This is a genomic window from Cryptosporangium sp. NPDC051539, assembly GCF_044454545.1.
Lineage (GTDB): Bacteria > Actinomycetota > Actinomycetes > Mycobacteriales > Cryptosporangiaceae > Cryptosporangium.
In genome coordinates this window covers 298,833-320,237 of sequence record NZ_JBITDV010000010.1, presented here as the reverse complement: position 1 = coordinate 320,237, position 21,405 = coordinate 298,833, and the positions used below count along the sequence as shown (strand labels likewise).

The window sequence follows — 21,405 nt, the reverse complement described above, 5'->3', positions numbered from 1 at the left end:
CCTGACCACCGGTTCGTTCGACACGTCTCAGTGCACCCGGCTACCGCAGTAACCGCAGAACTGCTGCCCCGACTGGAGCGGCTGCCCACAATGGTCACAGTTTCCGGCCGCGTCGGCCGGAGCGTCACCAGGGCGGACGGCCAGCAGGCTGGTGGGTGCGTCCGAGCCCTCGGCGGCGACCACGGTAGCGCCGCTCGGCGAACCCGCACCGGACGACCCCGGGCCACCGTGCGACATACCGGGCATTGCCGGTGCATTGCCCGGTATACCGGGCGCGTAGTGCATCACGGTCTGGCCGTTCGGGTCGACGTACGGCACACCGGACTGCGGCGCACCCGCGGGCGGCTCGGTGTACGCGGGCACACCCGGGTACGGGTACGGCGCTCCGTACGGGCCGCCCGGCTGCCGCGGATCGACCCAGCCGGGCGGCGGCATCGCGCCACCGGGGTAGGGCTGTCCGTAGCCGGGCATCATGTTCGGGTCCGGCGTCGGGCCGTTGACCATCTTGTTCTTGTCGCCACGGCCGCGCAGCAGCACGAAGCCGAGCAGCAGCGCGAGGACGGCGACCGCGGCCAAGCCACCCCAGAGCAGGATGTTCGGCGACGAATCGGAACTGCTGGAGCCGCCGTTGTCGTTCGAGCCGAAGCCGGACGTGTCGGTCGCGCCCTCGCTGCCCTTGTCGGCGGACGTGCCCTTGCGCTGGTTGGCGACCGCCAGCTTCTCGGTCGCGAGCGCGTGGCCCGGGTAGAGCTTCAGCACCTGGGCCAGGTTGGGTGCGGCCGCGGTGTAGAGCGCGTTGTTGTAGTTGTGCAGCGCGTTCTCGTACACCAGGTCGGTCGGGCCCCGCTCGGGCTTGACCCCGACCGCGGACAGCGCGTCGGCGACCGCGTCCGGGCCGACGAGCTTGACCTGGCCGCCGTCCTTCTTCAGGAAGCCGACGACCTGGCCCTTCTCGGAGACGACCGGGGCCCCGTCCATGCCGTTGGTGAAGCCCGCGTTGACCTCGGCCTGGTAGTCGTCGTTCTTCCGCTCGACGCCGCTGCCCTTTTTGTCGAAGTGCGCCTGGACGAGCTTCAGCGACTTCTCGTCGGACGGCGTGTTCGTGAAGCCGAGCTCGGAGATCGCCTCGACCTCGGCCGCCGAGGTGCCGAGCACGACGGACGGCATGCTGCTCGCGCCGACCTTCAGTACCGACACGTCCGCCTTCTTGCCGCCGGTCGGGTACACGACCTCGGCGGGCAGGTTGCCGAACTGCTTCTGGTCGGCCACGAACGGCTGCACGACGACGACGGCCTGGGTGAAGATCACGCAGCCGCCGGTCTCGTCGGTGGTGTTGCCGCTGTAGCAGCGCTGCAGCCGGCGGCTGACCACGTCGCTGGTGTTGCCGGACGGCTTCGCCTTGCTGTACGGGTCGGCGGGCATGGGTGCGCCGTCGCCGTAGCGCTCGTTGAAGACCTTGTTGACCGCGTAGATCGCGGCGCGGTTGAGGTCGACCCCGGTGACCGTCGGTGACGTCACGATCGTGCCGGTGGGGTTGACGACAGCGCCGCTGCCGGTCGCGAGCAACGGCTGGTAGGAGCGCTGGACCAGCGAGATGTCGTTGCCGGTGGAGCCGCGGAAGTTGTGTTCGATCAGCGAGATGCTGACCTTGCCGTACGTCATGATCCGGACTACGGCAGGCGAGATGAGCTGCACGGGCGTCGGGTGCTTGTGTGCTTGGGCCGGCTGGGCGGTGCCGAGTACGAGGGCCGAGACGCATACAGCCATTACTGCTGCGATCAGCCGGAGACGAGGCAGACGCATGGGGAGTTCCTCCACTCGGAGGGATGGAGAGGAGCGTCGATCATCGGCGGTTGGCCGGCGCCTGTAGCTGGACCATGAATCCGGTGAAAGTTATCACGGGCCTAAGGGCGGCGTAACCGGACATGTGGCTGGTACGGGCACGGCAGTCGGAACCCCGACAATGCCCGGCCGGCCACGGTAGGAGCAGCACCGTCGCTTCGCGACGGTCGCTCGTGCGCGCGAGTGTGGCTGCTGTTATTCCGGCGTAGTGGTCATCGTTTCGGTCCTCTCCGATTCGTCAGAAGCGTCCTCGTTCTCGGCGCACGCAGCGGCGCGGCCTGCGAACAGGGTGCAGGCCGTCCGGTGACTCCGAGATCGTGGCGGGAACGCCCGGAACGTTCGCGCCGGAACACTTCTCCAGACCTTTATGACGGCCGAGACGGCGTCACGTCACGCGAACGCGCGGAGGTCCCGTGCTGACCCGGTAGTGGTCTGCCGCTCCGGCCGGTGTGAACTGTCCGTCCGGTTTGTACAAGATCCGCCGTTCGGAGGGTCAGTTCGGGGGTGTGGACCGGCTGGCAGACTCAAGATCGTGGAAAATGTCGTCGCGGCCGCCGGGCCGGATGCGCTGGAGACCCCGAGTCTGGTCGACCTCGCGGTCGCCCGGCTGCGGGCGGACATCTTGAGCGGCGGCACGGAACCCGGCGAAAGACTCATCGAGGAACAGCTCACCCGGCGATTCGGGATCAGCCGCGCCCCGCTCCGCGAGGCGCTCCGGCTGCTGGCCCAGCAGGGCCTGATCGACCACTTCCCCCGGCGCGGAGCCCGCGTCGCCACGCTGACCGACGCCGACCTGCAGCAGCTGTACGGGGTGCGGGACGTCCTGGAGCGGTACGCGGTCGAGCAGGCCTTCCCGATCGACGATCCGCGCCGGCTGGTCGCGCTGCACGCCGAACTCGACGCGATGCGGGTGGCCGACGAGGTCGGAGACCGGTTCGCGATGGCCGAGGCGCACCGGCGGTTCCACATCGCGCTGGTGGGGCTGGCGAACAACCGCCAGCTGGCCTGGGTGCACGAATCGGTGGTCGTGAAGACGCAGCTGTACATGGCGATCAACTTGCGGCGCGAGGCGGCCACCGGCCACGGGGCCGACAACGTCGCACGCCACCAGCGCCTCTACGACGCGGTCTCCGGCTCGGATCCGGACGTCGTTCTGACCGAACTGTCGGTTCACGGCGCCCGCCAGTACCTCACCTAGTCGCTGCGTCATCGAGACGTAACACTGAGGAGCGGTTTCTGAAAAGAGACGCTCGACAATCGACTGTATGCAATCCAGAGAAGCGGCCCGGATCGGGCCGGTGAACGCCCAGCCTTACGCCTGGCCGTACGACGGCTCCGTCTCCGCGGACAACGCCGCACTGATCTGCATCGACTGGCAAACCGACTTCTGTGGCCCCGGCGGTTACGTCGACTCGATGGGCTACGACATCGCACTCACCCGTGCGGGACTGCCCGCGACCGCGCGGTTGCTCGAACACGCCCGCGAGATCGGCATGCTCGTCGTCCACACCCGGGAGGGGCACGACGCCGAGCTCTCCGACCTGCCCCCGAACAAACGGTGGCGGTCGGCGCAGATCGGGGCCGAGATCGGGGCCCCGGGCCCGTGCGGCCGGATCCTGGTCCGGGGCGAGCCCGGCTGGGAGATCGTCCCCGAGGTCGCCCCGGTGGCCGGCGAGGTCGTGATCGACAAGCCCGGCAAAGGGGCGTTCTACGCCACGAACCTCGACCTGGTGCTGCGCACGAAGGGCATCACGCACCTCATCCTCACCGGCATCACGACCGACGTGTGCGTCCACACGACGATGCGTGAGGCCAACGACCGCGGCTACGAGTGCGTGATCCTGTCCGACTGCACCGGCGCGACCGATCCCGGCAACCACGCCGCCGCGCTGCACATGGTGACGATGCAGGGCGGCGTCTTCGGCTGCGTCAGCACGTCCGCCGACATCATCGCGGCCACCTCCATCCCTGCTTCCGCCCAAGCAGCAGTTTCGGCCTGAGGAAGGCGTATGCCGATGACAGCACTGTCCGTGGACGCGCGTCCCTACTCGTACACCTTCGACCCGGCGACGACCGCGCTGGTCGTGATCGACATGCAACGCGACTTCATGGAGCCCGGTGGCTTCGGCGAGACGCTCGGCAACGACGTCAGCCTGCTGAGATCGACGATCGAGCCGACCGCCGCGATCCTCACCGCGTTCCGGGCCGCGGGCATTCCGATCATCCACACCCGGGAAGGGCACCAGCCCGACCTCTCCGACCTCCCCGACGCCAAGCTCCACCGCGGCAACCCGACGCTGAAGATCGGTGACGAAGGCCCCAAGGGCCGGATCCTGATCGTCGGCGAAGAGGGTCAGGACATCGTCGACGAACTCAAGCCGCTGCCCGGCGAGGCGATCGTCGACAAGCCCGGCAAGGGCGCGTTCTACGCCACGTCGTTCGGCTCGCTCCTGGCCGAAGCCGGGATCAAGAGCCTGATCGTCGCCGGCGTGACCACCGAGGTCTGTGTTCACACCACCGTGCGCGAGGCCAACGACCGGGGCTACGAGTGCCTGGTTCTCGCCGACTGCGTCGGTTCGTACTTCCCGGAGTTCCACCGCGTCGCCCTGGACATGATCGCCGCCCAGGGCGGCATCTTCGGCTGGGTCGCCCCGTCGGCGGCCGTGCTCGACGTACTGGAGAGATGACCGATGATCAAGCTTTCGTCGCGTTCGAGCACGCTCCCGTTCTGGGTCCGGGGTGACACGAACGCGTTCTTCGGCCTGGGCATCAACGTCCTGGTCAACGTGCTGACGCTGTCCGGCCTGTGCCTGTTCGTGGTGCACATCCCGAAAGACGACGTCTTCGGCTCGATCCTTCCGGCGCTGGGCATCGCGCTGGTGGTCGGCAACGCCTACTACACGTATCTGGCCCGCCGTCTGGCCGCGCGGGAGAACCGCACCGACGTCACCGCGATGCCGTACGGGCCGAGCGTCCCGCACATGTTCATCGTGGTTTTCCTGATCATGCTGCCGATCTACCTGAAGACCAACAACGCCGTGCGCGCCTGGCAGGCCGGTCTGGCCTGGGCGTTCATCATCGGCATCATCGTGCTGATCGGGGCGTTCGTCGGTCCGTACATCCGGAAGTGGACGCCGCGCGCGGCCATGCTGGGCACGCTGGCGGGCATCTCGATCACGTTCATCTCGATGCGTCCGGCCGGGCAGATGTGGGCGCAGGCCTGGATCGCCCTGCCGGTGTTCGCGCTGTTGCTGATCGGGCTGTTCACCGACCTCAAGCTGCCGGGCAACATCCCGATCGGCCTGGCCGCGCTGCTGGTCGGCACCGCGATCGGCTGGATCGGCGGCGCGATGTCCGTCCCCGACGTATCCGCGGCGGCCAAAGACATCGCGTTCTCGTTCCCGAACTTCCACTTCGGCGACCTGTTCGACGGGCTCAAGGAAGTCGGGCCACTGCTCGCGACCGCGATCCCGCTCGGCGTCTACAACTTCACCGAGGGCATGACGAACGTCGAGAGCGCGGCCACCGCCGGTGACAACTACAACCTGCGCAGCATCTTGCTGGCCGACGGGGCCGGCGCGGTGATCGGTGCCGCACTCGGCTCGCCGTTCCCGCCCGCGGTCTACGTCGGCCACCCGGGCTGGAAGGCGGCCGGTGGCCGGGCCGGGTACTCGCTGGCCACCGGTGTGGTGATCGCGGTCCTCTGTTTCCTGGGGATGTTCAGCGTCCTCGGGGCCTTGTTACCCACCGCGGCGATCGTTCCGATCCTGCTCTACATCGGTCTGCTGATCGGTGCGCAGGCGTTCCAGGCGACGCCCCGGGCGCACGCGGCGGCGGTGGTCGCGGCGCTGATTCCGAACATCGCGTCCTGGGCCGCCGGGCAGATGGACAACGCCCTCGCCGCCGCCGGCACCACCGCGAGCGCGGTCGGCGAGGACGCGCTGAACAACGCCGGTGTGGTCTACGGCGGGCTGAACACGCTCGGGCAGGGCGCGGTGCTCGCCGGAATGGTGCTCGGCGCGCTGGTCGTGTTCCTGATCGACAAGAAGTTCATCGGGGCGACGGTGGTGGCCGCGGTCGGCTCGGTGCTCTCGTTCGTCGGGCTGATCCACGCACCCGAGGTCGGCTGGAACATGAACGGCCAGGTGGCGCTCGGCTACCTGTTCGTCGCGGTCGTCTGCGCCGCGTTCGCGGCGACGCGTCCGGCACCGCGGGTTCGCGACGCCGAGGAGATCGAACTCGACCGCCTGCACGGCGGTGGCGCGGTCGTCCAGCCGGGCGAGGAACCGGCCGGTTCGATCGTCCCGGCCGCCGACGTCGTACCCGCGCCCCGGGCGGTGCCCGCCGAGGAAGCGGTGCCCGCCGAGGAAAAGATCTGATGGAGGTGGACCGGCCGGAGATCGTGGCCGAGGTTCGTGCGGCGTTCTCCTCCTACGAGGACGCACTGGTGCGCGACGATCGGGCCGCGATCCTCGGCTGGTTCCACGACTCGGCCCGGACGGTGCGGTTCGGGATCGCCGATCGGCAGAACGGGATCGACGAACTGCGGGCCTGGCGGGCGGAACAGCCGCCGGTGCCGACCGGGCGCCGGCTGGCCGAGACCCGGGTGACCACGTTCGGCACCGACTCCGGGGTCGTCACGACGCTGTTCACGTATCCGTCCGTACCGGCTCTGGGGCGGCAGTCGCAGACGTGGGTGCGCCTACCGGCCGGGTGGCGGATCGTGAGCGCGCACGTCTCGGAGATTAGGCTGCCGTCCATGGCTGTCGTGAAGATCAACGCGATCGAGGTTCCGGAGGGCGCGGGCCCGGAGCTGGAGAAGCGCTTCGGCGCCCGGCACGGTGCGGTCGAGGGCTCGCCGGGCTTTCTCGGGTTCGAGCTGCTGCGTCCGGTGAAGGGCGAGACCCGCTACTTCGTCTACACCCGCTGGGAGAGCGAGGAGCACTTCCAGGCCTGGGTGAACGGCCCGGCCATGGAGGCACACTCCGGCGAACGCGCCCGCCCGGTCGCCTCCGGCTCGTCGCTCCTCGAATTCGAGGTCATCCAGTCGGCCGATCCCCGCTGAGTAGGCGGCCCGCCCAGGGCCGCAGGTCAGGGCCATCGCCGGCGAGGTTGCGGCTGGGGAGCGTGTCGCCCGGTCGACGCAGCGGGCTCCGATGTCGGCCGACGTCTGGTTTGTGCCGATTACTCCCTCATTTCCGGACGACCTCCACGAGCTGTTGCGGCTCCACGAGGTGCGTCAGGCGCTGGCTGCCCGCGCCTCGTACAGCCTGCTCCGCATCGCCGCCGCGGTGCCGCCGGACAACCGCCCGATCGGCGGCGCCGCCGACGCCGGTCAGCGGGCCGGCGCCTGGCTCGCCGGCTGTTCCACCAATCCCGGCCGCTGGACGAACCGCCCGGTGCTCGTCGCCGAGCTGAACGAGCTCGACCTGCTGCTCGCCGACCTGCGCGACCACCTCGTCGCCACGGTCGAGTGGGTCACGGTGCACCTGGGCGTCCAGGCCGGCGCCCGTCCCGGGCCCCAGCACACGATCCGCGTCCCCCGGACCCTGCTCGCCGAGTGCACCACGCTGATCGAGGATCTCGACGTACTGGTGCACGCCGCGGCCGCCTAAGGTGTGGCGGCATGTCCCCGCAGCAGGCCGACGCCGACCGGGACAGCATGCGCCGGACGATCCGGGCCGCCGAGAACACGATCGGCGATCTGATCGTCGAGCGGATCCTCGCCGAGATCCCGGCCTACCGCGCGCTCGACGTCCGGCAGCTGGCCGAGGTGCGGGCGATCGCGCTCTGGGTGCTGGGCCGCGTCGTCGACCTCTGGGTCGACGACGCCGAGCTCAGCCCGTCCGACCTGGCCCGGGTGCGCGGCATCGGTGCCGCCCGCGGTGCCGACGGGCGCCCGCTGCCGAGCGTCCTGCGGGCCTACCGGGTGGCGGCCACCACCGCGATCGACCAGATCGTCGAGCGGGTCGAGCCGATGCTCACGGTCGCCGGCGCGATCGGGCTCTCGCGCCTCTGGCTGACGACGTTCGACCAGCTCACCGAGGCGATCTACGAGGGGTACAGCGCGTCCGCCGAGCGCCTGGTCACCGATCGGGACCGGGCGCTGCGCGACTTCCTCGACGACCTGCTCGCCGGACGTCAGGCGCACCCCGGCGCCGCCGCCGACCGGTCCCGGGCCCTCGGCATCACGCTCCCGAACCCCGCCCTGCTGCTGGTCGCCCAACCGCTGAACCGCGAGCCGGGCTCGAGTTCCGATCCGGGCCTCCGCCTCGGGCACGAGCTGGCCGCGGCGCTTCCGGCGGGCGATCCCCGGCCACTGGTCACCGCCCGGCCCGCCCCCGCCGACCAGACCGACCGGGCCGCCCTTGCCGACCGGGCCGCCCGTGCCGACCGGGCCGTGCTGCTCCTGCCGCTCTGCGACGCGGGCGATCTGCGCACCGCACTCCAGCAACTCGGCGCCCACGGCTGCGCGATCCGGCCGCCGCGCGCCGACACGCTCGTCGACGCGCACCGCCTGGCCACGCTCGCACTCGACCTCGCACCCGCCGATGCCTACGAGGGCGGCCCGCTGCTCGGTGAATCGGACGCCCACGCGCTCGCGCTGCTGGCCGGGCGTCCGCAGACCGGGCCGGAGGCCGTGGCCCGCCACCTGCTCGGCGCGCTGGTCGACCCCGGGCAGGAACACGTGCGCGAGGGTCTGGAAGCGTTCCTGGTGACCGGGTCGGCCACCACCGCGGCGGCCCGGCTCGGCCTGCACCCGCAGAGCCTGCGGTACCGGCTACGGCGGGTGCGCGAGCTGACCGGCCGCGACCCGCGCCGGAGCTGGGACCGTTTCGTACTCGACCTGGGCTCGCGGATCGCGGCCACGCCGCCGGGTATCCGGGCGATCGACGAAGGAGCCAGATGACCGACGAACGACTTGTCTCGGAGCGGGGCATCCCGGCCGGCGAGCGCTACGCCGACGTCGACGAGTGGGAGGACCGCCACGGCGACGGCCCGCACCTCTGGCGGACGCTCGGGTACCGGCGGGCGGGCTGGTCGCCCGGCGCGACCGCGGTGGAGTGGGACGCGACCGCCGACTACTGCTTTCCCTCGGCCGGTGGCCCGATCGTGCAGGGCGGGCTGGTCACCGCGCTGCTGGACGCGGCGATGGGCGGCGCCTGCTGGACCGTGCTCGACCACGGCCAGGCGTTCCTCACCGCCGACCTGCGGGTCGAGTTCCTCCGGAGCGCGCGTCCCGGGTTGCTGCGGGCGACCGGTGAGGTGATCCGGCGGACCCGCCGCGTGGTGTTCTGCACCGCCGATCTGTACGACGCCGACGGTGCCCAGCTGGCCAGCAGCCGGTGCACCCAGGTCGTGCTGCCCGCCGACGGGCACGCCGGCCGCTACGGCCCTCCGGAGACCGACGGCGGCCCGCCGAAGGATGCCCGCGGCTGACCTCAAGCAGTTCGGCGGACGCCGGCCAGGAGCAGGTCGACGAGCTCGTCGAGGTACTCGTCGCTCCGCTCCCGGGCGGCCTCGCGCAGCTCGACCGGTGTCACCGCGACGTGCATGATCGTCGCTCCGAGGATCGCGTCGAGCACCACCGCGGGTGACGTGCCCGCTGGCAGTTCGCCGCGGGCGGTCGCACGCCGCACGATCTGACGCGCGGCCGCGATCGTCGGGTGGGTGAGCCGGTCGCGGTGCTCGGCGAACTCGGTGTGCACCGCGCCTTCGACGACCAGACGCATGTACGTCACGCCGCCGTCGGCCCAGAACATGCCGAGCAACTGGGCGCCGAGGTGACGCAGGTCGGACCGGATGTCGCCGGTGTCGATCGACGCGTCGATCGAGGCGCGGGCGGCCAGCGCGTCGAACAGGAGTTGCTGCTTGCTGTTCCAGCGCAGGTAGAGCGAGGCCTTGCCGACGCCGGCGGCCTTCGCAACGCCGTCGATCGTGAAACCGGCCCAGCCTTTCTGGCCGAACAGCTCGATCGCGGCGCGGAACACTCGGTCTTCCAGCGCGGGGTCTCGGGGTCTTCCTCGGGGCGCGGGCGTCCGGGTGGGCGAGGTGGTGGTCACAGGCTGTCCCCCACAGCTTTGGGGTCGTGGCTCGAAGGCCGGGGTGGCCAACGCAGGGACTGAACCTAAATGGTGCAGTTCGTGGCAAGCAATTCGGACTGCGACATGAGTTTATTCCGGTTGTCATCGTCAGTTAATCCGCGCCGTCTGGACTAGACCTACGCAAGCGGATCGATCCAGGGACCTGATTGAGCACCGCGGCATACCGGGCTGCCGCTGAATCGGTTCATGGAACCGCACGATCCGCTGACGACTCTCGGGAGGACACCGTGCCCCGGAACGGTGAGAAGAAAAGCGGAGCCGTACTCCGCGTCCGTATTGCGCGTCCGGCGAATAGACCGGCCCCGGCCGGCTCGAAAGCGCCTGAGTGTCGCTTCTGCCCGTCGACCGGAATGTCCCACGGAACACTCCCGTTGCCGGTCCGCAGCCCCGCGCAGCTGGTCTTGCTCGCGACCGACGCCTGGGACGACGGCGTGTCCCGTCTCTGGCTGACCGCCGAGGCCCCGGCCGATGTCCCGGCGTACGTCCGTGCGGTCCGGGCCGGCGTCCCCGGGATCCGCGTCGCGGTGGACTGCAGCCCCACCGACGCGTGCGCGCTCGGCACCCTCGCGGCGGCCGGCGTCACCGACGTCGGTATCCACATCGGCTCGCTGGACGACGACGTCCGTGCCCGCGACGCCGACGAGGTACCGGGTGTGCCGCTGTCGGGCTACGAACGCGCCTGGGACGAGGCGGTCCGGGTGTTCGGCCGCTACCGGGTGACGACCTGCCTGGTCGTCGGTGCCGGTGAGCACCCCGGCGAGCTGGTGGCCGGTGCGGCGCGGCTGATCGCCCGCGGCGTGCACCCGGTCGTCGTCCCGTACCAGGCCGGTACCGACGCGCTCGTCCGCTGGATGGGCCAGGCGATCGCCGACATGCTCCGGGCCGTCGGCCCGCACTCCCCTCCCGCAACCCCATCGCACCCCGGCATCACCTGAACCTCTGCGCCAATAGACCTCCGACCGACTCCCTGGGGGAACTGATGAGGACGACACGGGTTGCGGCGGTCGCTGCGCCGTTCGGACGCGATCTCGACGAGTGTTTCGCCCGGATCGAGCGGGTGGTCGCGCTCGCCCGGGCGCGGGGCGTCCAGTTGCTGGCGCTGCCGGAGGCGAGCCTCGGCGGGTACCTGGGCGACGACGCGCCGGACGCGCCGCCGGCGCTGGACCCGGACGGTCCGGAGATCCGGCGGCTGGCCGCGATCGCCGGAGACCTGGTGCTGTGCGCCGGCTACTGCGAGAGGTCCGACACCGGGTCCGGGCAGAGCAGCGCGGTCTGTGTGACCGGCGACGGCGTGCTCGGCCGGCACCGCTCGGCCCGGGACGCGTTCGGCGCCTTCGACACGCCGGTCGGCCGGATCGGCATGATGATCAGCTACGAGAAGGCGTTCCCGGAGTCGGCCCGTGCGCTCGCGGCCGACGGCGCGGCGATCGGCGTCTGCCTCTCGGCCTGGGCGGCCACCCGCGCCAATGCGTCCCCCGACCTCGGCCGCGACCGGTGGACCCGCCGGTTCGACCTGTTCGACCAGGCCCGGGCGGTGGAGAACCAGCTGCTCTGGCTGTCGGCGAACCAGTCCGGACGGCTGGGCGACCTGCGGTTCGTCGCCAGCGCCAAGGTCGTCGACCCGGGTGGTGACGTGCTGGCGACGACCGGCGTCGCGGCCGGTGCGGCGATTGCCGACGTCGACGTGGAGGAGGCCGTCGGCCTCGCCCGCCGGGCGCTCAGCGGTCGGCTGACCCCGCTGGCCGCAGCAGCTGTTTGAGCGACGCACAGACCGTTCGAACGGCTTCTTCGGACGCCGGGGAGACCGGTCCCAGGCCGAAGAAACCGTGGATCAGCCCGTCGAACCGGTGCGTGATCGTCCGGACGCCCGCATCGCCCAGCGCCGAGGCGTAGGCGTCACCGGCGTCGCGCAACGGGTCGAACCCCGCGGTGGCCACCACCGCGGGCGGCAGCCCCTCGAGCCGCCCGCGCAGTGGCGAGAGCCGCGGGTCGCCCGGGTCGGCACCGCTCGGAACGTAGTGCGTGGTGAACCAGATCATGTCGGATTCGGTGAGGAAGTACCCGTCGGCGTTCTCGGCCATCGACGGGTAGTCCCCGGCGAAGTCGGTCGCCGGGTACAACAGCAGCTGGGCGGCGAGCGCCGGGCCACCGGCGTCCCGGCAGTCCTGCGCGACGACCGCGGCCAGGTTGCCGCCGGCGCTGTCTCCGGCGACCGCGAGCCGATCCGGGTCACCGCCCAGATCGGAGATGCGTGCCGCCGCCCACCGGACCGCCACCAGCGCGTCGTCGACCGGCCCGGGGAACGGGGACTCCGGCGCGAGCCGGTACCCGACGCTGACGACGACCGCGCCCACCTCCCGGCACAGCCACCGGCCGTGGTCGTCGTGCGTCTCGACGTCGCCGAGCACGAACCCGCCGCCGTGGAAGAACACGATCGTGGGTACCGGGCCGCCGGCCTCGGGCCGGTAGATCCGGCCGGGCAGCGGCGTGGAGCCCGGGCCGTCGATCGTCACGTCCTCGACGGCGGCGACCGCTGGGAGCGTCGACGGGTCGCGCAAGTCGACGGTGAGCCCCCGGAAGTTGGCCCTGGCCTGCACGGGCTCACCCGTGCCGAGTTTCGGGACCTGCGGCGAGTTGATCAGGGCGAGTAATGGGACGAGGGACTCGTCGATCGGCATCGTTGCCTCCGGAACTAGAACTTCGCCGTGCTGTTGCGGCCGAAGAACCGGCCGGTAGCGAGCACCTCGGCCTCGAACCGCGGCACGTGGTTCTTCGCCTGGGCGATCATCGCGCGTTCGACCAGCGGCCCCAGGATTATCGACCGCATCGCCGACAGGACGGCCACCGAGCGGGGGACGTAGACCTTCCGCGCGCGCCGCGCGATGCTGTCGAGCAGCGTGGCGGCGCAGTCCTCCACCGAGACCGTCGCGCCGAGCGGGCCGGGCAGCCGACGCTGGCTCTCCCGGGCCGAACCGAGGTCCTCGCGCAGGTCGCGGACCATGTCGGTGTCGATCCAGATCGGATGCGCGGACCCGACCGTCACGCCCTTGTGCGCGAGCTCCAGCCGCAGGCCGTTCGCGAACTGCTCGACGCCGGCCTTGGCCGCGCTGTACGCGGTCATGCCGGGCAGGATCGTGAACGCGGCCGCGGACGAGATCAGCAGGTAGTGACCTCGCGCCGCGGTCACCGCGGGCAGCGTCGAGGTGACCGTGCGGACGACGCCGAGCAGGTTCACCTCGATCACCTTCGCTACCGCCTCGGGCGGGGTGACCGCGATCGTGCCGTGGTTGGCGATGCCGGCGTTCGCCACGACGACGTCGATCGCGCCGTGCGCGGCCAGCGTGCTCTCGACCGCGGCCGTCAGCGCCGCCTGATCGGTCACGTCGCACTCGGCCCAGCTCGCGGACTGCCCCAGCTCGGCGGCGAGTGCCGCGAGCCGGTCGGGTTCGAGGCCGACCAGCGCCACCCGGGCCCCGGCGGCCACCGCCTGCCGGGCCAGTTCGGCACCGATTCCGCGGGCCGCGCCGGTGATCAGCACGGTTTTTCCACGAGGAAATTTCCTTGGCGACATGGCATCTCTCCGGTGTCAGCAGTCTGGTACTACGCAGTACCAGACTGCGGGTGACGGTACCATTCCGGGCGAGGAGGGGTACAGAGGTGACATCGGCCGCGACGCGACATTCCGAGCCTGCTCACGAGGATGAGCGCTCGGCCGCGACCGCGCGCGCGAACGGCCATCGCGGGCGGTTGCTCGCGGGCATGGCCACCGCTCTGGTCGAGAAGGGCTACGGCGCGGTGACGATCGCCGACATCGCCCGGCACGCCCGCGTCTCCAAGCGAACGTTCTACGAGCACTTCGCCGACAAGCAGGAGTGCTTCCTCGCGGTCTACGCGGCGGCGAGCGATCGGCTGCTGCGGCTGGTGGACGAGGCCGCTCAGCCCGATCTGGACTGGGTCGAGCAGGTGCGCGCGGCGGTGCACGCCTACCTCGCGGCGCTGCAGACCGAACCGGCGCTGACCCGCACCGTGCTGCTCGAGATCCAGTCGGCCGGGCCGGAGGCGCTGCGCCTGCGGCGGCGGGGGCAGCAACGGTTCGCCGCGCTGCTGCTGGAGCGGGTCGAAGAGGGCGCGCGGACGGTGCCGGGCGCCCGGCCGATCTCGCCCGCGATGGCCACCGCGGTGATCGGCGGGCTGAACGAGCTGGTGATGGAAGCGGTGGAGGACGGGCGCGCCGATCGGCTCACCGACCTCGACGCGGTCGCGACCGAATTCGTCCGCGCGGTGCTGGTCGCCTCCGAGGAGTGAGGTCCCGCGCCGGGTGACCGACGCGGGACCCCGGCTCAGACCTCGAGGTCGCTCTCGACCCGGGACAGCTGGTGACGGGCCATCGCGAGGTTCGCCCGCGAGCGGTCCAGCGCGAGGTAGATGAACAAGCCCTTCCCCGACCGTGACTGCACCGGCCGGATCAGGTGGTACTGGTGCCGCAGCGTGATCAGGATGTCGTCGATGTCGGCGCCCAGGTTGAGCATCTCCATCGTGCGCATCTTCGCCCGGACGACGTCGGTGTTGCCGGCCGCGGCCACGTTCAGGTCGAAGTCCTTGGTGCCGCCGAGCGTACCCAGCGCCATTCCGCTGTTGTAGTCCACGAGCGCCACGCCGATCGATCCTTCGATCGTCATGGCCTCTTTCAGAGCGGTGTCGACGTTTGCCATGTTCTCTCTCCTTCTCAGGGGTTGTTTCCCGTACGCACTCGGGCGCCGAGGTCGTCCAGGAGGGCCGCCAGGCGATGGGCGACCTGCCGTGCCTCCAGGTGGAGCCGGCCGATGTTCGTTTCCTCACCGGTGACGACGGTGAGGACCGCGCGGGGGCCGGCGGCGTAGGTCGCCACGTAGCCGTGAGTGCCGCGGGTGACGGTCTCGGCGAACTGGCCGGGACCGACGTTTTCGATCAGCCGCTGGCTGAGTCCGAGCACGGCGGCGGACAGTGCGGCCATTCCGTCCGGCTCGATGCCGTGGGTGTCGTGCGCGACCAGCCGCCCGTCCACGGTCGCGACCAGGCTCCCGGCCACGTGGCGGACCCGGTCGCGCAGCCCTCGGATCTCCGCCAGCACGTCCGCCTCGATCTCGCGCTCCACCACACTCCCTTCGTCGGTTCCGAGCGCCTTCTTGCCGATCAGTCGCGCCGGGCGCCGCGGCAGCACCGGGCCGACGCGTTGGGTGGGCAGCGCGACGGCCCGCCAGGATCCGAGTGGCCAGCGCGCACTCACCGGAGCCCCTCCAGGGCGTTCCGGACCCGGGAGAGCAGGCCGGAGTCGGGCTCCGGCACGTCGAGGACCGAGCCGGACGGCACGTCCGGCTGCGGCCCGACCGGCACGACCCCGCGCAGCGCTGCCCCGGGCTGCCGCCGGGGCAGCGCGTGCGCGGGCTGGCGCCGGGGGAGCGGAGCCCCGTCCGGCGTCCGGCGCGCGAGCACGGGGACCGGAGCCGGCGTCTCGGACGCGTGCCGCGCGCCCGGGTGCTCCGGATCGGCCGGGAGCGCCGCGGCGTAGGGCGGGAGCGAGGGGGTGGTGGATGCGGCCGGCGGCCGGGGCGACGGCGGCGGTGGCGGTGGCGCCTGGCCCGGCGGCAGGCCCGGCGGCGGGCCGGGCGGGGTGGCCGGCGGCAGGTTCAGCGGGGGAGCGGTGGCCACCCGGACCAGGCCCGCGGTCATCAGGCGGCGGGTCTCGAGCACGGCGGTGAACGCCGAGCGTCCGAGTAGGCGGGCCAGTTCCCGGGGGGTCCGGCGCCCGTCGGCGTGGACGACCAGTTCCCACTGCAAGTCGGTGAGGACGACGTGGTGGCGTCCGAGCCGGGCCGCGGCGATCACGGGCTGGTCGTCGGCGTCCCCGGGCGGCGTCCGCTCCAGTAATCGGCGGCGCTTGCGGATCTGCACCTCCAGCGCCGCGGCTCCCACCCGGCGGAGCGCACCCCACCAGTGGCCCTCGCCGGGTGCGAACCGCACCGGCCCCATTTCCGCCGGTGACGCCGTGAACAGCGCGAAGGCGCCGTCGGTGATCGCCGCCGCGGTGCACAGTTCGGCCTCGCCCCGGCTGAGCGCGCCGGACTTGACCAGCACCTCGCCGACCTGGCCGGCTGCGGCACCGGCCGTCCAGGCGGTCTGGAACACCGACGGCGGCACGGTGCCGGAGGCCTGTAACAGGCAGTCGACCCCGGGAGCGGCCGCGGTCTGGACGTAGTAGATCTCGCCGTCGAGCAGGTAGATCGTGCCGCCGACGACCCCCTCGACGTGGAGCGCGCCGGTGGCACGACCCGCGGTCAACTCGTCCAGAGCCTCGGGGACGCCACCCCAACGGCGGGTGGTCACCTCGGCCGCGGCCCCGGACATCAGCCGAGCACCAGATCGGACGCCAGACCGGCCAGCCGGTGGCGGGCCATCGCCAGGTTGGCGTGCTCGCGGTCGAGCCAGAGGTACAGGAAGAGCCGGCTGTCCAATCTCGCGTTCAGGAACCGCAGCACGTGGTAGCGGGCCACGGAGGCCACCACGATGTCTTCGACGATGTCGCCCTCGGCCGACACCGCGAACGTGGCGTTCTCCAGCGCGGCGCGCGCGACCTCGGTGGCACCGGCCGCGGCCGGCTCCTCGCCGCAGGGCCAGTCTCCGGCGCTGCCGACGGCGAGCCCGGAGGCGTAGTCGACCAGCCCGGCGCCCAGCACGCCGGGAATGGACATGGCGCTACGGAGGCTCTCGTCGATCCCGGGCACACGTCACCTCTCCAAGCCGGTGCGACCGGTCCGCGCGTTACTGGTGAGCAGCCAGTGCCGAGCGGGGCCGATCGGTCGTGCGCCCCAGCAGGGATCCTACGGCTACAGCGAGCGCTGAGGTGAGCGCGGTGCGTATTCTATGAGGCTCAGGTTCATACCTTGATGTATCGATTTGCCTGCGCGCCTGACCGACCGGTAGGAGAGGTCGGACGGGTCGTCCGGTACCGACGTGTTGGTGTCGGCCGTATGCTCGGCGGTCGTCAAGGTTGTCCGACAATGCTCAGCGGAGGCGTGCGCGTGGCGGTCCACGCCGGGAGCACCGGGGTCGTCGTGGCTTCGGCGGTCGTCGACGCGGTGGCCCACCGCTGGTGGGAGATCGCACGCGACACGTGTTTCGTCGCGATGAGCTCGGCCGAGATCGAGGCCGAGCTCCGTACGCACACCGCCCGCCTGCTCCGGGCGATGTCCGCCGACCCGTTCTCGAGCGCACCCGGCCGCGAGGTCGGAGCCGCGCTGGTGGCGCGCCGTTTCTCGGCGCCCGACTTCATCGGACGCACGATCGCGCTCCTCGACGACGTGGTGCTGGCCCCGCTGGGGGTGCCGACCGGGGCCGGCCGGCTGGCCGAGCTGCGGGCGGCGCTGGTGACCGGCTACACCGAGGCGATCCGCGAGCAGACGCTCTCCCAGCAGGAGGAACTGCGCCGGGCCGACCTGGCCGCGCGGTCCGAGTCGGAGGCGGTGTCGCGCGCGCACGCCGCCCGGTTCCGGGCCGTGTTCGAGAACGCGGCGGTCGGCATCGCGATCAGCGAGTGGGACGGCTCGATCCTCGAAGCCAACCCGGCACTGCGCCGGATGCTCGGCTACACGCTCAAACAGCTCCGCGAACGCCGCCTCGACGACCTGGTGCACCGGGACGGCGCGTTCGCCGGTCCCACCGAGATCGGGCTGCGCAGCGACAGCCCCGGGCCGATCTCCGGGGAGCGCCCGCTCGTCGTCAACGGTGGCGGGGTGATCTGGACGCAGCTCACCACGTCGGTGATCACGCCGGGGGAGGCGTCGTTCGGGGAGTCGCCGGGAACGGAGCTCGCCGCAGCCGACGCGCGCTACCAGCTGACCGTGGTCGAGGACGTCACCGACCGGCGGCGGATGCGCGCGCGGCTGGTCCACCAGGCGCTGCACGACCCGCTCACCAGCCTGCCCAACCGGGCGCTGTTCTTCGACCGGCTGCGCGAGGTGCTGGTCCGCACCGGGCCGCGCGATCCGGTCGGCATCCTGGTGATCGACGTCGACGGGCTGGCCGCGGTCAACGACAGCCTCGGGCACGAGGCCGGCGACCAGATCCTCGCTTCGGTGGCCGACCGGCTGACCGAGGAGATCTCCCGCGCCGGTCACCTGGTCGCCCGGATCGACGGCGACGACTTCGCGATCCTGGTCGGCCCCGGTGGGTACCGCGGTGCGGCCGAGGCGCTCGCCCGGCGGGTGCTGGCGGTGCTGGGCCGCCCGTTCGGCGTCGGCGCGCACGCGATTCCGGTGACCGTGACGATCGGCGTGGCCGAGGTCGACGCGGCCGGAACCGATGCGTCCGGGCTGCTGCGGGCCGCGCAGACCGCGCTGGAGTGGGCGAAGGCCGACCCGGCCCGGTCCTGGGCGGTGTTCGAGTCCGGCCGCGGCGAGCGCGAGGCCGCCCGGCGCCGGCTGGCCGCCGCGATGCCCGCCGCGCTGGAGAGCGGTGCGTTCCAGCTCGATTTCCAGCCGATCGTCGGGCTCGCCGACGGCGCGGTGTACGCGGCCGAGGCGCTGGTCCGCTGGAACCACCCCCGCTTCGGCGTCCTCGGCCCGGCGCAGTTCATCCCGCTGGCCGAGGAGACCGGCTTCATCGTCCCGCTGGGGCGCTGGGTGCTGGCCGAGGCCTGCCGTCAGGCCGCCCGCTGGCAGACGCTCGGCGCGCGGCCGCCGCTGGTCAGCGTCAACATCGCGGCCCGGCAGGTCAGCGATCCTTCGCTGCTGAACGACGTCGCGGTGGTGCTCGACCGCACCGGCCTGCCGCCCGACGGGCTGCAACTGGAGATCACCGAGAGCGCGATCGTCGGCAGCGCCGAGGCGCCGACCGAGGTGCTGCAGGCGCTGGCCGGCGAGGGCATCCGGATCGTCATCGACGACTTCGGCACCGGTTATTCGAACCTTTCGACGCTGCGGCACCTGCCGATCCGCGAGCTGAAGCTGGCCGGCCCGTTCCTGCAGGGCGTCGCCGATCCGGCCGTGATCGAGGCCGGCCCGGAGCCGGTGAAGAGCCCGGTTCCGGTGCCGGTGGCCGACTCCGGGCCGGGCACCACGATGGAGCGGCGTCCGCCCGAGCGGGTGCCCGGCGCCGACATGGACGTCGTCGGTGCGCTGGTCGGGCTCGCGCACACGCTCGGGCTCAGCGTCACCGCCGAGGGCGTGGAGACCGCCGGCCAGGCCGACCGGCTGCGCGAGCTGGGCTGCGACGCCGGGCAGGGCTGGTATTTCGCCAGCCCGATGCCCCCGGACGAGTTCGCCGCCTCGCTACGCGGCTCCTAGCCCTCGCGCGCCGCGCTGTTCAGGACCTGCCAGGTCACCAGCACCACGGTGCTGACCCTGGCGGCGTGCACCCGCACCGGCCGTCGGTGCTCGGCGTCCGCATGGGGCTCGTCGTCGGCCACCGGCCACGGTGCACCGACCAGCGCGCCGGTCGCGAGCGCCCGACGGCACGCGTTGATCAGCACGGTCGCCGTGGCCGACGGATAGAGCGACGCGGCCGTCGCACGCAGGACCCGCTCCCGCGGACGCCCGATCCACCGGACCGCGGCCCGGTTGGCGTGGTCGACCTGGAAGTCGGAGACCGCGCCGCGCTCGGTCGGGATCGGGCTGAGCACGACCGCGGGCTCGCAGAACGCGTCGAGCGCGCGGTCGATCCAGTTGATCCGGCCGTTGTCGCCGCCGGTCCCGCCCGACCGGGCCACCACGTCGGTGGCGATCTGGACGAGCTTGACGTTCGTGCTCTGCGACAGCGCGACCAGCCGCGCGAACGCGCCCTCTTCGTCGACGCCGTAGCGCTCCATGAACACGCCTTTGGCCTGTTCGATCACGGCTCTCCGGCCCATCGCCTCGCGCAGGCCGTCGAGTTCCGTCCTCGCCGACAGCAACTCGTCGCGAAGCAACGCGACGTCGCTAGGGAACGCGGCGCCACCCGCTGCAACCACTACCCAGCCACCCCTCCCAAATAGGGCGGCTGGCTGCTCAACCGTGTTCCCGAAGATGTGCGGGTGCCATTATGCCGATCGACTGCGAGCCTTGCTGCGCAAGGCTCCCCCCTCGGTACTGACCGTGTCGAACGAACCTCAGGCCAGGAGCCAGCGAACACCCAGCAACAGGCAGGCGATCGCTACAAACGCGAACAAAGCTACCCAAAGCAAGGGGTGGAGGCCGGTCAACTTCGCGAGCTGATCCGCGTCCGAATGAGGAGCTTGACCACGACGGCGGAGACGCTGCAGCTCGATCACCGGCCGGGCGCCGCCGACCAGCAGGAACCAGGTGAACGCGTAGGCGAACCCGGCCTGGAGGGTCGGGGTGCCGAACCAGGAGACGACGAAGACCGCACCGCCGGTGACGGCCACCGACAACACGCCGTAGAAATTGCGGATCATCACCAGCAGCGCGGCCAGCCCGACGATCGCGAGCCAGAGCATCGCGGTGATCCGTCCGGCGGTCAGCAGGGCGGCGCCGAGCAGGCCGAGCAACGACGGGGTGATGTAGCCGGCGACGCCGGTCGCGACCATGCCCGGCCCGTACGGCTTGCCCTTGGAGACCGTGACGCCGGAGGTGTCGGAGTGCAGGCGGATGCCGGTCAGGCGCCGGCCGCTGAGGACGGCCGCGGCCGCGTGGCCGCCTTCGTGGGCGATCGTCACGACGTTCCGGGAGATCCGCCAGAGCCCGTGCGGCACGATCACCACCAGCGCGACGGCCGCGGCCGTGAGGATCAGCCAGGGCGGTGGATCGGGCTGCGTGCCCAGAACGTTGGTCCAGACGTCGCTCAGGCTCCGCTCGTCCACCCGGTTCCTTTGTTTGTAGTGGCCGCGGGCAGGGTCGCACACGCGTTCCACCGCCGCTCTCGGTGGTACAGGTGAGCGCTCACGGTGGTACAGGGGGGACCGGGGCGTGAGATACTCCATTATCGGGGGGATTTTGACCTGAAGAGGCAAGTGTCGGTTTTTGGAGGAAGCGATGCGGGGACGATCTGCCGGTAGTGCGGCGGGCGGTGTGGTTGCCGCCGTCGGGCTGGCCTTCGCCCTGGCCGGCGGAGTGTTCGGCGTTCCGGGCACGGCGGGGAGCGTCTTCGTCGCCGACGACGGCGGAGCGGAGGTCGCGGTGCTGAGCGGGGGCACCGGAGGCTCGGCGCCGGGGTCGTCCGGCCGGCCCGCGGGCAGCAGCTGGACGGAGTTCCCTGGCGTGCCTTCCGTCCCGAGTGCCGTCCTGAACGGGACGGGAAAGGTCGCCGTGAACATGGAAGTTGCAACCGGCGCCGATCCCATGTCCGGAACGGGTGACACCGGCCTCCTCCCTGGGTCCAGCGGGAACTGACCGTTGCGCTGAAACTGTGCACCTTTCCCGGGAGGCCGCCGCGCTGGTCCTGCATGATGTGATCGCCGTAGCTGGGCTGATCGCCGCAGCAGGGCCGT

23 protein-coding genes and 1 pseudogene are annotated in these 21,405 nt (G+C 71.7%); 14 read left to right on the top strand and 10 right to left on the bottom strand.

The features are described 5' to 3' along the window. Positions 1–27: 27 nt before the first annotated feature. On the bottom strand, positions 28–1,803 hold the full coding sequence (locus ACIBZJ_RS29965; RefSeq protein ID WP_395935432.1) for a hypothetical protein: 1,776 nt from the start codon (positions 1,801–1,803) through the stop codon (positions 28–30). A 571-nt stretch (positions 1,804–2,374) separates the two neighbouring features. On the opposite strand from ACIBZJ_RS29965, the gene ACIBZJ_RS29960 reads away from it, so the two are divergent. The 9 genes and pseudogenes from ACIBZJ_RS29960 to ACIBZJ_RS29920 all read left to right on the top strand — a co-directional run bounded on the left by ACIBZJ_RS29960 (position 2,375) and on the right by ACIBZJ_RS29920 (position 9,282). Next, positions 2,375–3,040: a GntR family transcriptional regulator gene (locus ACIBZJ_RS29960; protein ID WP_395935430.1), complete on the top strand. Its 666-nt coding sequence runs from the start codon at positions 2,375–2,377 to the stop codon at positions 3,038–3,040. A gap of 67 nt (positions 3,041–3,107) precedes the next feature. Next, the gene (locus ACIBZJ_RS29955) at positions 3,108–3,842 is read left to right on the top strand and encodes a cysteine hydrolase family protein (protein ID WP_395935428.1); all 735 of its coding nucleotides are present in this window, start codon (positions 3,108–3,110) and stop codon (positions 3,840–3,842) included. A 15-nt stretch (positions 3,843–3,857) separates the two neighbouring features. Continuing rightward, a complete protein-coding gene (locus ACIBZJ_RS29950) occupies positions 3,858–4,529 on the top strand; it encodes a cysteine hydrolase family protein (RefSeq protein WP_395935426.1) in 672 nt (223 codons plus the stop codon). A 3-nt stretch (positions 4,530–4,532) separates the two neighbouring features. Further along, positions 4,533–6,221, top strand: a complete 1,689-nt coding sequence (locus tag ACIBZJ_RS29945) for a regulator (RefSeq protein WP_395935424.1) — start codon at positions 4,533–4,535, stop codon at positions 6,219–6,221. Then, a pseudogene (locus ACIBZJ_RS29940) lies at positions 6,221–6,577 on the top strand (AtzH-like domain-containing protein); the annotation flags it as partial. The gene ACIBZJ_RS29945 and the pseudogene ACIBZJ_RS29940, both read left to right, overlap by 1 nt. Positions 6,578–6,601: 24 nt before the next feature. Continuing rightward, the gene (locus ACIBZJ_RS29935; protein WP_395935590.1) at positions 6,602–6,907 is read left to right on the top strand and encodes an antibiotic biosynthesis monooxygenase family protein; all 306 of its coding nucleotides are present in this window, start codon (positions 6,602–6,604) and stop codon (positions 6,905–6,907) included. A gap of 112 nt (positions 6,908–7,019) precedes the next feature. Further along, positions 7,020–7,457: a hypothetical protein gene (locus tag ACIBZJ_RS29930; protein ID WP_395935422.1), complete on the top strand. Its 438-nt coding sequence runs from the start codon at positions 7,020–7,022 to the stop codon at positions 7,455–7,457. Between the two features lie 11 nt (positions 7,458–7,468). Then, a complete protein-coding gene (locus tag ACIBZJ_RS29925; RefSeq protein ID WP_395935420.1) occupies positions 7,469–8,752 on the top strand; it encodes a PucR family transcriptional regulator in 1,284 nt (427 codons plus the stop codon). After that, positions 8,749–9,282 (top strand): PaaI family thioesterase, encoded by a 534-nt coding sequence (locus ACIBZJ_RS29920; RefSeq protein WP_395935418.1) that lies wholly within the window; start codon positions 8,749–8,751, stop codon positions 9,280–9,282. Before ACIBZJ_RS29925 ends, ACIBZJ_RS29920 begins: the two co-directional genes overlap by 4 nt. 2 nt (positions 9,283–9,284) lie before the next feature. Here the strand turns inward: ACIBZJ_RS29920 and ACIBZJ_RS29915 are convergent, their stop codons facing one another. Next, entirely contained in the window at positions 9,285–9,905 is a 621-nt protein-coding gene (locus ACIBZJ_RS29915; RefSeq protein WP_395935416.1) for a TetR/AcrR family transcriptional regulator, read from the bottom strand. A 392-nt stretch (positions 9,906–10,297) separates the two neighbouring features. Here ACIBZJ_RS29915 and ACIBZJ_RS29910 point away from each other — a divergent pair, with 392 nt between their 5' ends. Together ACIBZJ_RS29910 and ACIBZJ_RS29905 are read left to right on the top strand one after the other, a co-directional pair. Then, a complete protein-coding gene (locus ACIBZJ_RS29910; RefSeq protein ID WP_395935414.1) occupies positions 10,298–10,882 on the top strand; it encodes a hypothetical protein in 585 nt (194 codons plus the stop codon). A gap of 44 nt (positions 10,883–10,926) precedes the next feature. Beyond that, positions 10,927–11,706, top strand: a complete 780-nt coding sequence (locus tag ACIBZJ_RS29905; RefSeq protein ID WP_395935412.1) for a carbon-nitrogen hydrolase family protein — start codon at positions 10,927–10,929, stop codon at positions 11,704–11,706. Here ACIBZJ_RS29905 and ACIBZJ_RS29900 read toward each other — a convergent pair. After that, positions 11,666–12,625 (bottom strand): alpha/beta hydrolase, encoded by a 960-nt coding sequence (locus tag ACIBZJ_RS29900; protein ID WP_395935410.1) that lies wholly within the window; start codon positions 12,623–12,625, stop codon positions 11,666–11,668. The two genes, ACIBZJ_RS29905 and ACIBZJ_RS29900, sit on opposite strands and share 41 nt — an antisense overlap. Positions 12,626–12,639: 14 nt before the next feature. Continuing rightward, positions 12,640–13,518, bottom strand: coding sequence for an SDR family oxidoreductase (locus ACIBZJ_RS29895; protein ID WP_395935408.1), 879 nt, complete (start codon positions 13,516–13,518; stop codon positions 12,640–12,642). Positions 13,519–13,706: 188 nt separating this feature from the next. On the opposite strand from ACIBZJ_RS29895, the gene ACIBZJ_RS29890 reads away from it, so the two are divergent. Continuing rightward, the gene (locus ACIBZJ_RS29890; protein ID WP_395935406.1) at positions 13,707–14,252 is read left to right on the top strand and encodes a TetR/AcrR family transcriptional regulator; all 546 of its coding nucleotides are present in this window, start codon (positions 13,707–13,709) and stop codon (positions 14,250–14,252) included. A gap of 35 nt (positions 14,253–14,287) precedes the next feature. Here ACIBZJ_RS29890 and ACIBZJ_RS29885 read toward each other — a convergent pair whose 3' ends face one another. Genes ACIBZJ_RS29885 through ACIBZJ_RS29870 form a run of 4 tightly spaced genes read right to left on the bottom strand, consistent with a single transcriptional unit; the run spans position 14,288 to position 16,675 of the window. Beyond that, entirely contained in the window at positions 14,288–14,659 is a 372-nt protein-coding gene (locus ACIBZJ_RS29885) for a hypothetical protein (protein WP_395935404.1), read from the bottom strand. 14 nt (positions 14,660–14,673) lie between these two features. Beyond that, positions 14,674–15,213: a roadblock/LC7 domain-containing protein gene (locus ACIBZJ_RS29880; RefSeq protein WP_395935402.1), complete on the bottom strand. Its 540-nt coding sequence runs from the start codon at positions 15,211–15,213 to the stop codon at positions 14,674–14,676. Beyond that, positions 15,210–16,331, bottom strand: a complete 1,122-nt coding sequence (locus tag ACIBZJ_RS29875; RefSeq protein ID WP_395935400.1) for a DUF4388 domain-containing protein — start codon at positions 16,329–16,331, stop codon at positions 15,210–15,212. Before ACIBZJ_RS29875 ends, ACIBZJ_RS29880 begins: the two co-directional genes overlap by 4 nt. Further along, positions 16,331–16,675, bottom strand: coding sequence for a hypothetical protein (locus ACIBZJ_RS29870; RefSeq protein ID WP_395935398.1), 345 nt, complete (start codon positions 16,673–16,675; stop codon positions 16,331–16,333). Before ACIBZJ_RS29870 ends, ACIBZJ_RS29875 begins: the two co-directional genes overlap by 1 nt. A gap of 309 nt (positions 16,676–16,984) precedes the next feature. On the opposite strand from ACIBZJ_RS29870, the gene ACIBZJ_RS29865 reads away from it, so the two are divergent. Beyond that, on the top strand, positions 16,985–19,267 hold the full coding sequence (locus ACIBZJ_RS29865) for a putative bifunctional diguanylate cyclase/phosphodiesterase (RefSeq protein ID WP_395935396.1): 2,283 nt from the start codon (positions 16,985–16,987) through the stop codon (positions 19,265–19,267). Here the strand turns inward: ACIBZJ_RS29865 and ACIBZJ_RS29860 are convergent. Then, entirely contained in the window at positions 19,264–19,887 is a 624-nt protein-coding gene (locus ACIBZJ_RS29860; protein WP_395935394.1) for an ANTAR domain-containing protein, read from the bottom strand. The two genes, ACIBZJ_RS29865 and ACIBZJ_RS29860, sit on opposite strands and share 4 nt — an antisense overlap. A 180-nt stretch (positions 19,888–20,067) precedes the next feature. Further along, the gene (locus ACIBZJ_RS29855; protein ID WP_395935392.1) at positions 20,068–20,778 is read right to left on the bottom strand and encodes a M50 family metallopeptidase; all 711 of its coding nucleotides are present in this window, start codon (positions 20,776–20,778) and stop codon (positions 20,068–20,070) included. A 172-nt stretch (positions 20,779–20,950) separates the two neighbouring features. Between ACIBZJ_RS29855 and ACIBZJ_RS29850 the strand changes: the two genes are divergently transcribed. Beyond that, the gene (locus tag ACIBZJ_RS29850) at positions 20,951–21,307 is read left to right on the top strand and encodes a hypothetical protein (RefSeq protein ID WP_395935390.1); all 357 of its coding nucleotides are present in this window, start codon (positions 20,951–20,953) and stop codon (positions 21,305–21,307) included. The last annotated feature ends 98 nt before the right edge of the window (positions 21,308–21,405 follow it).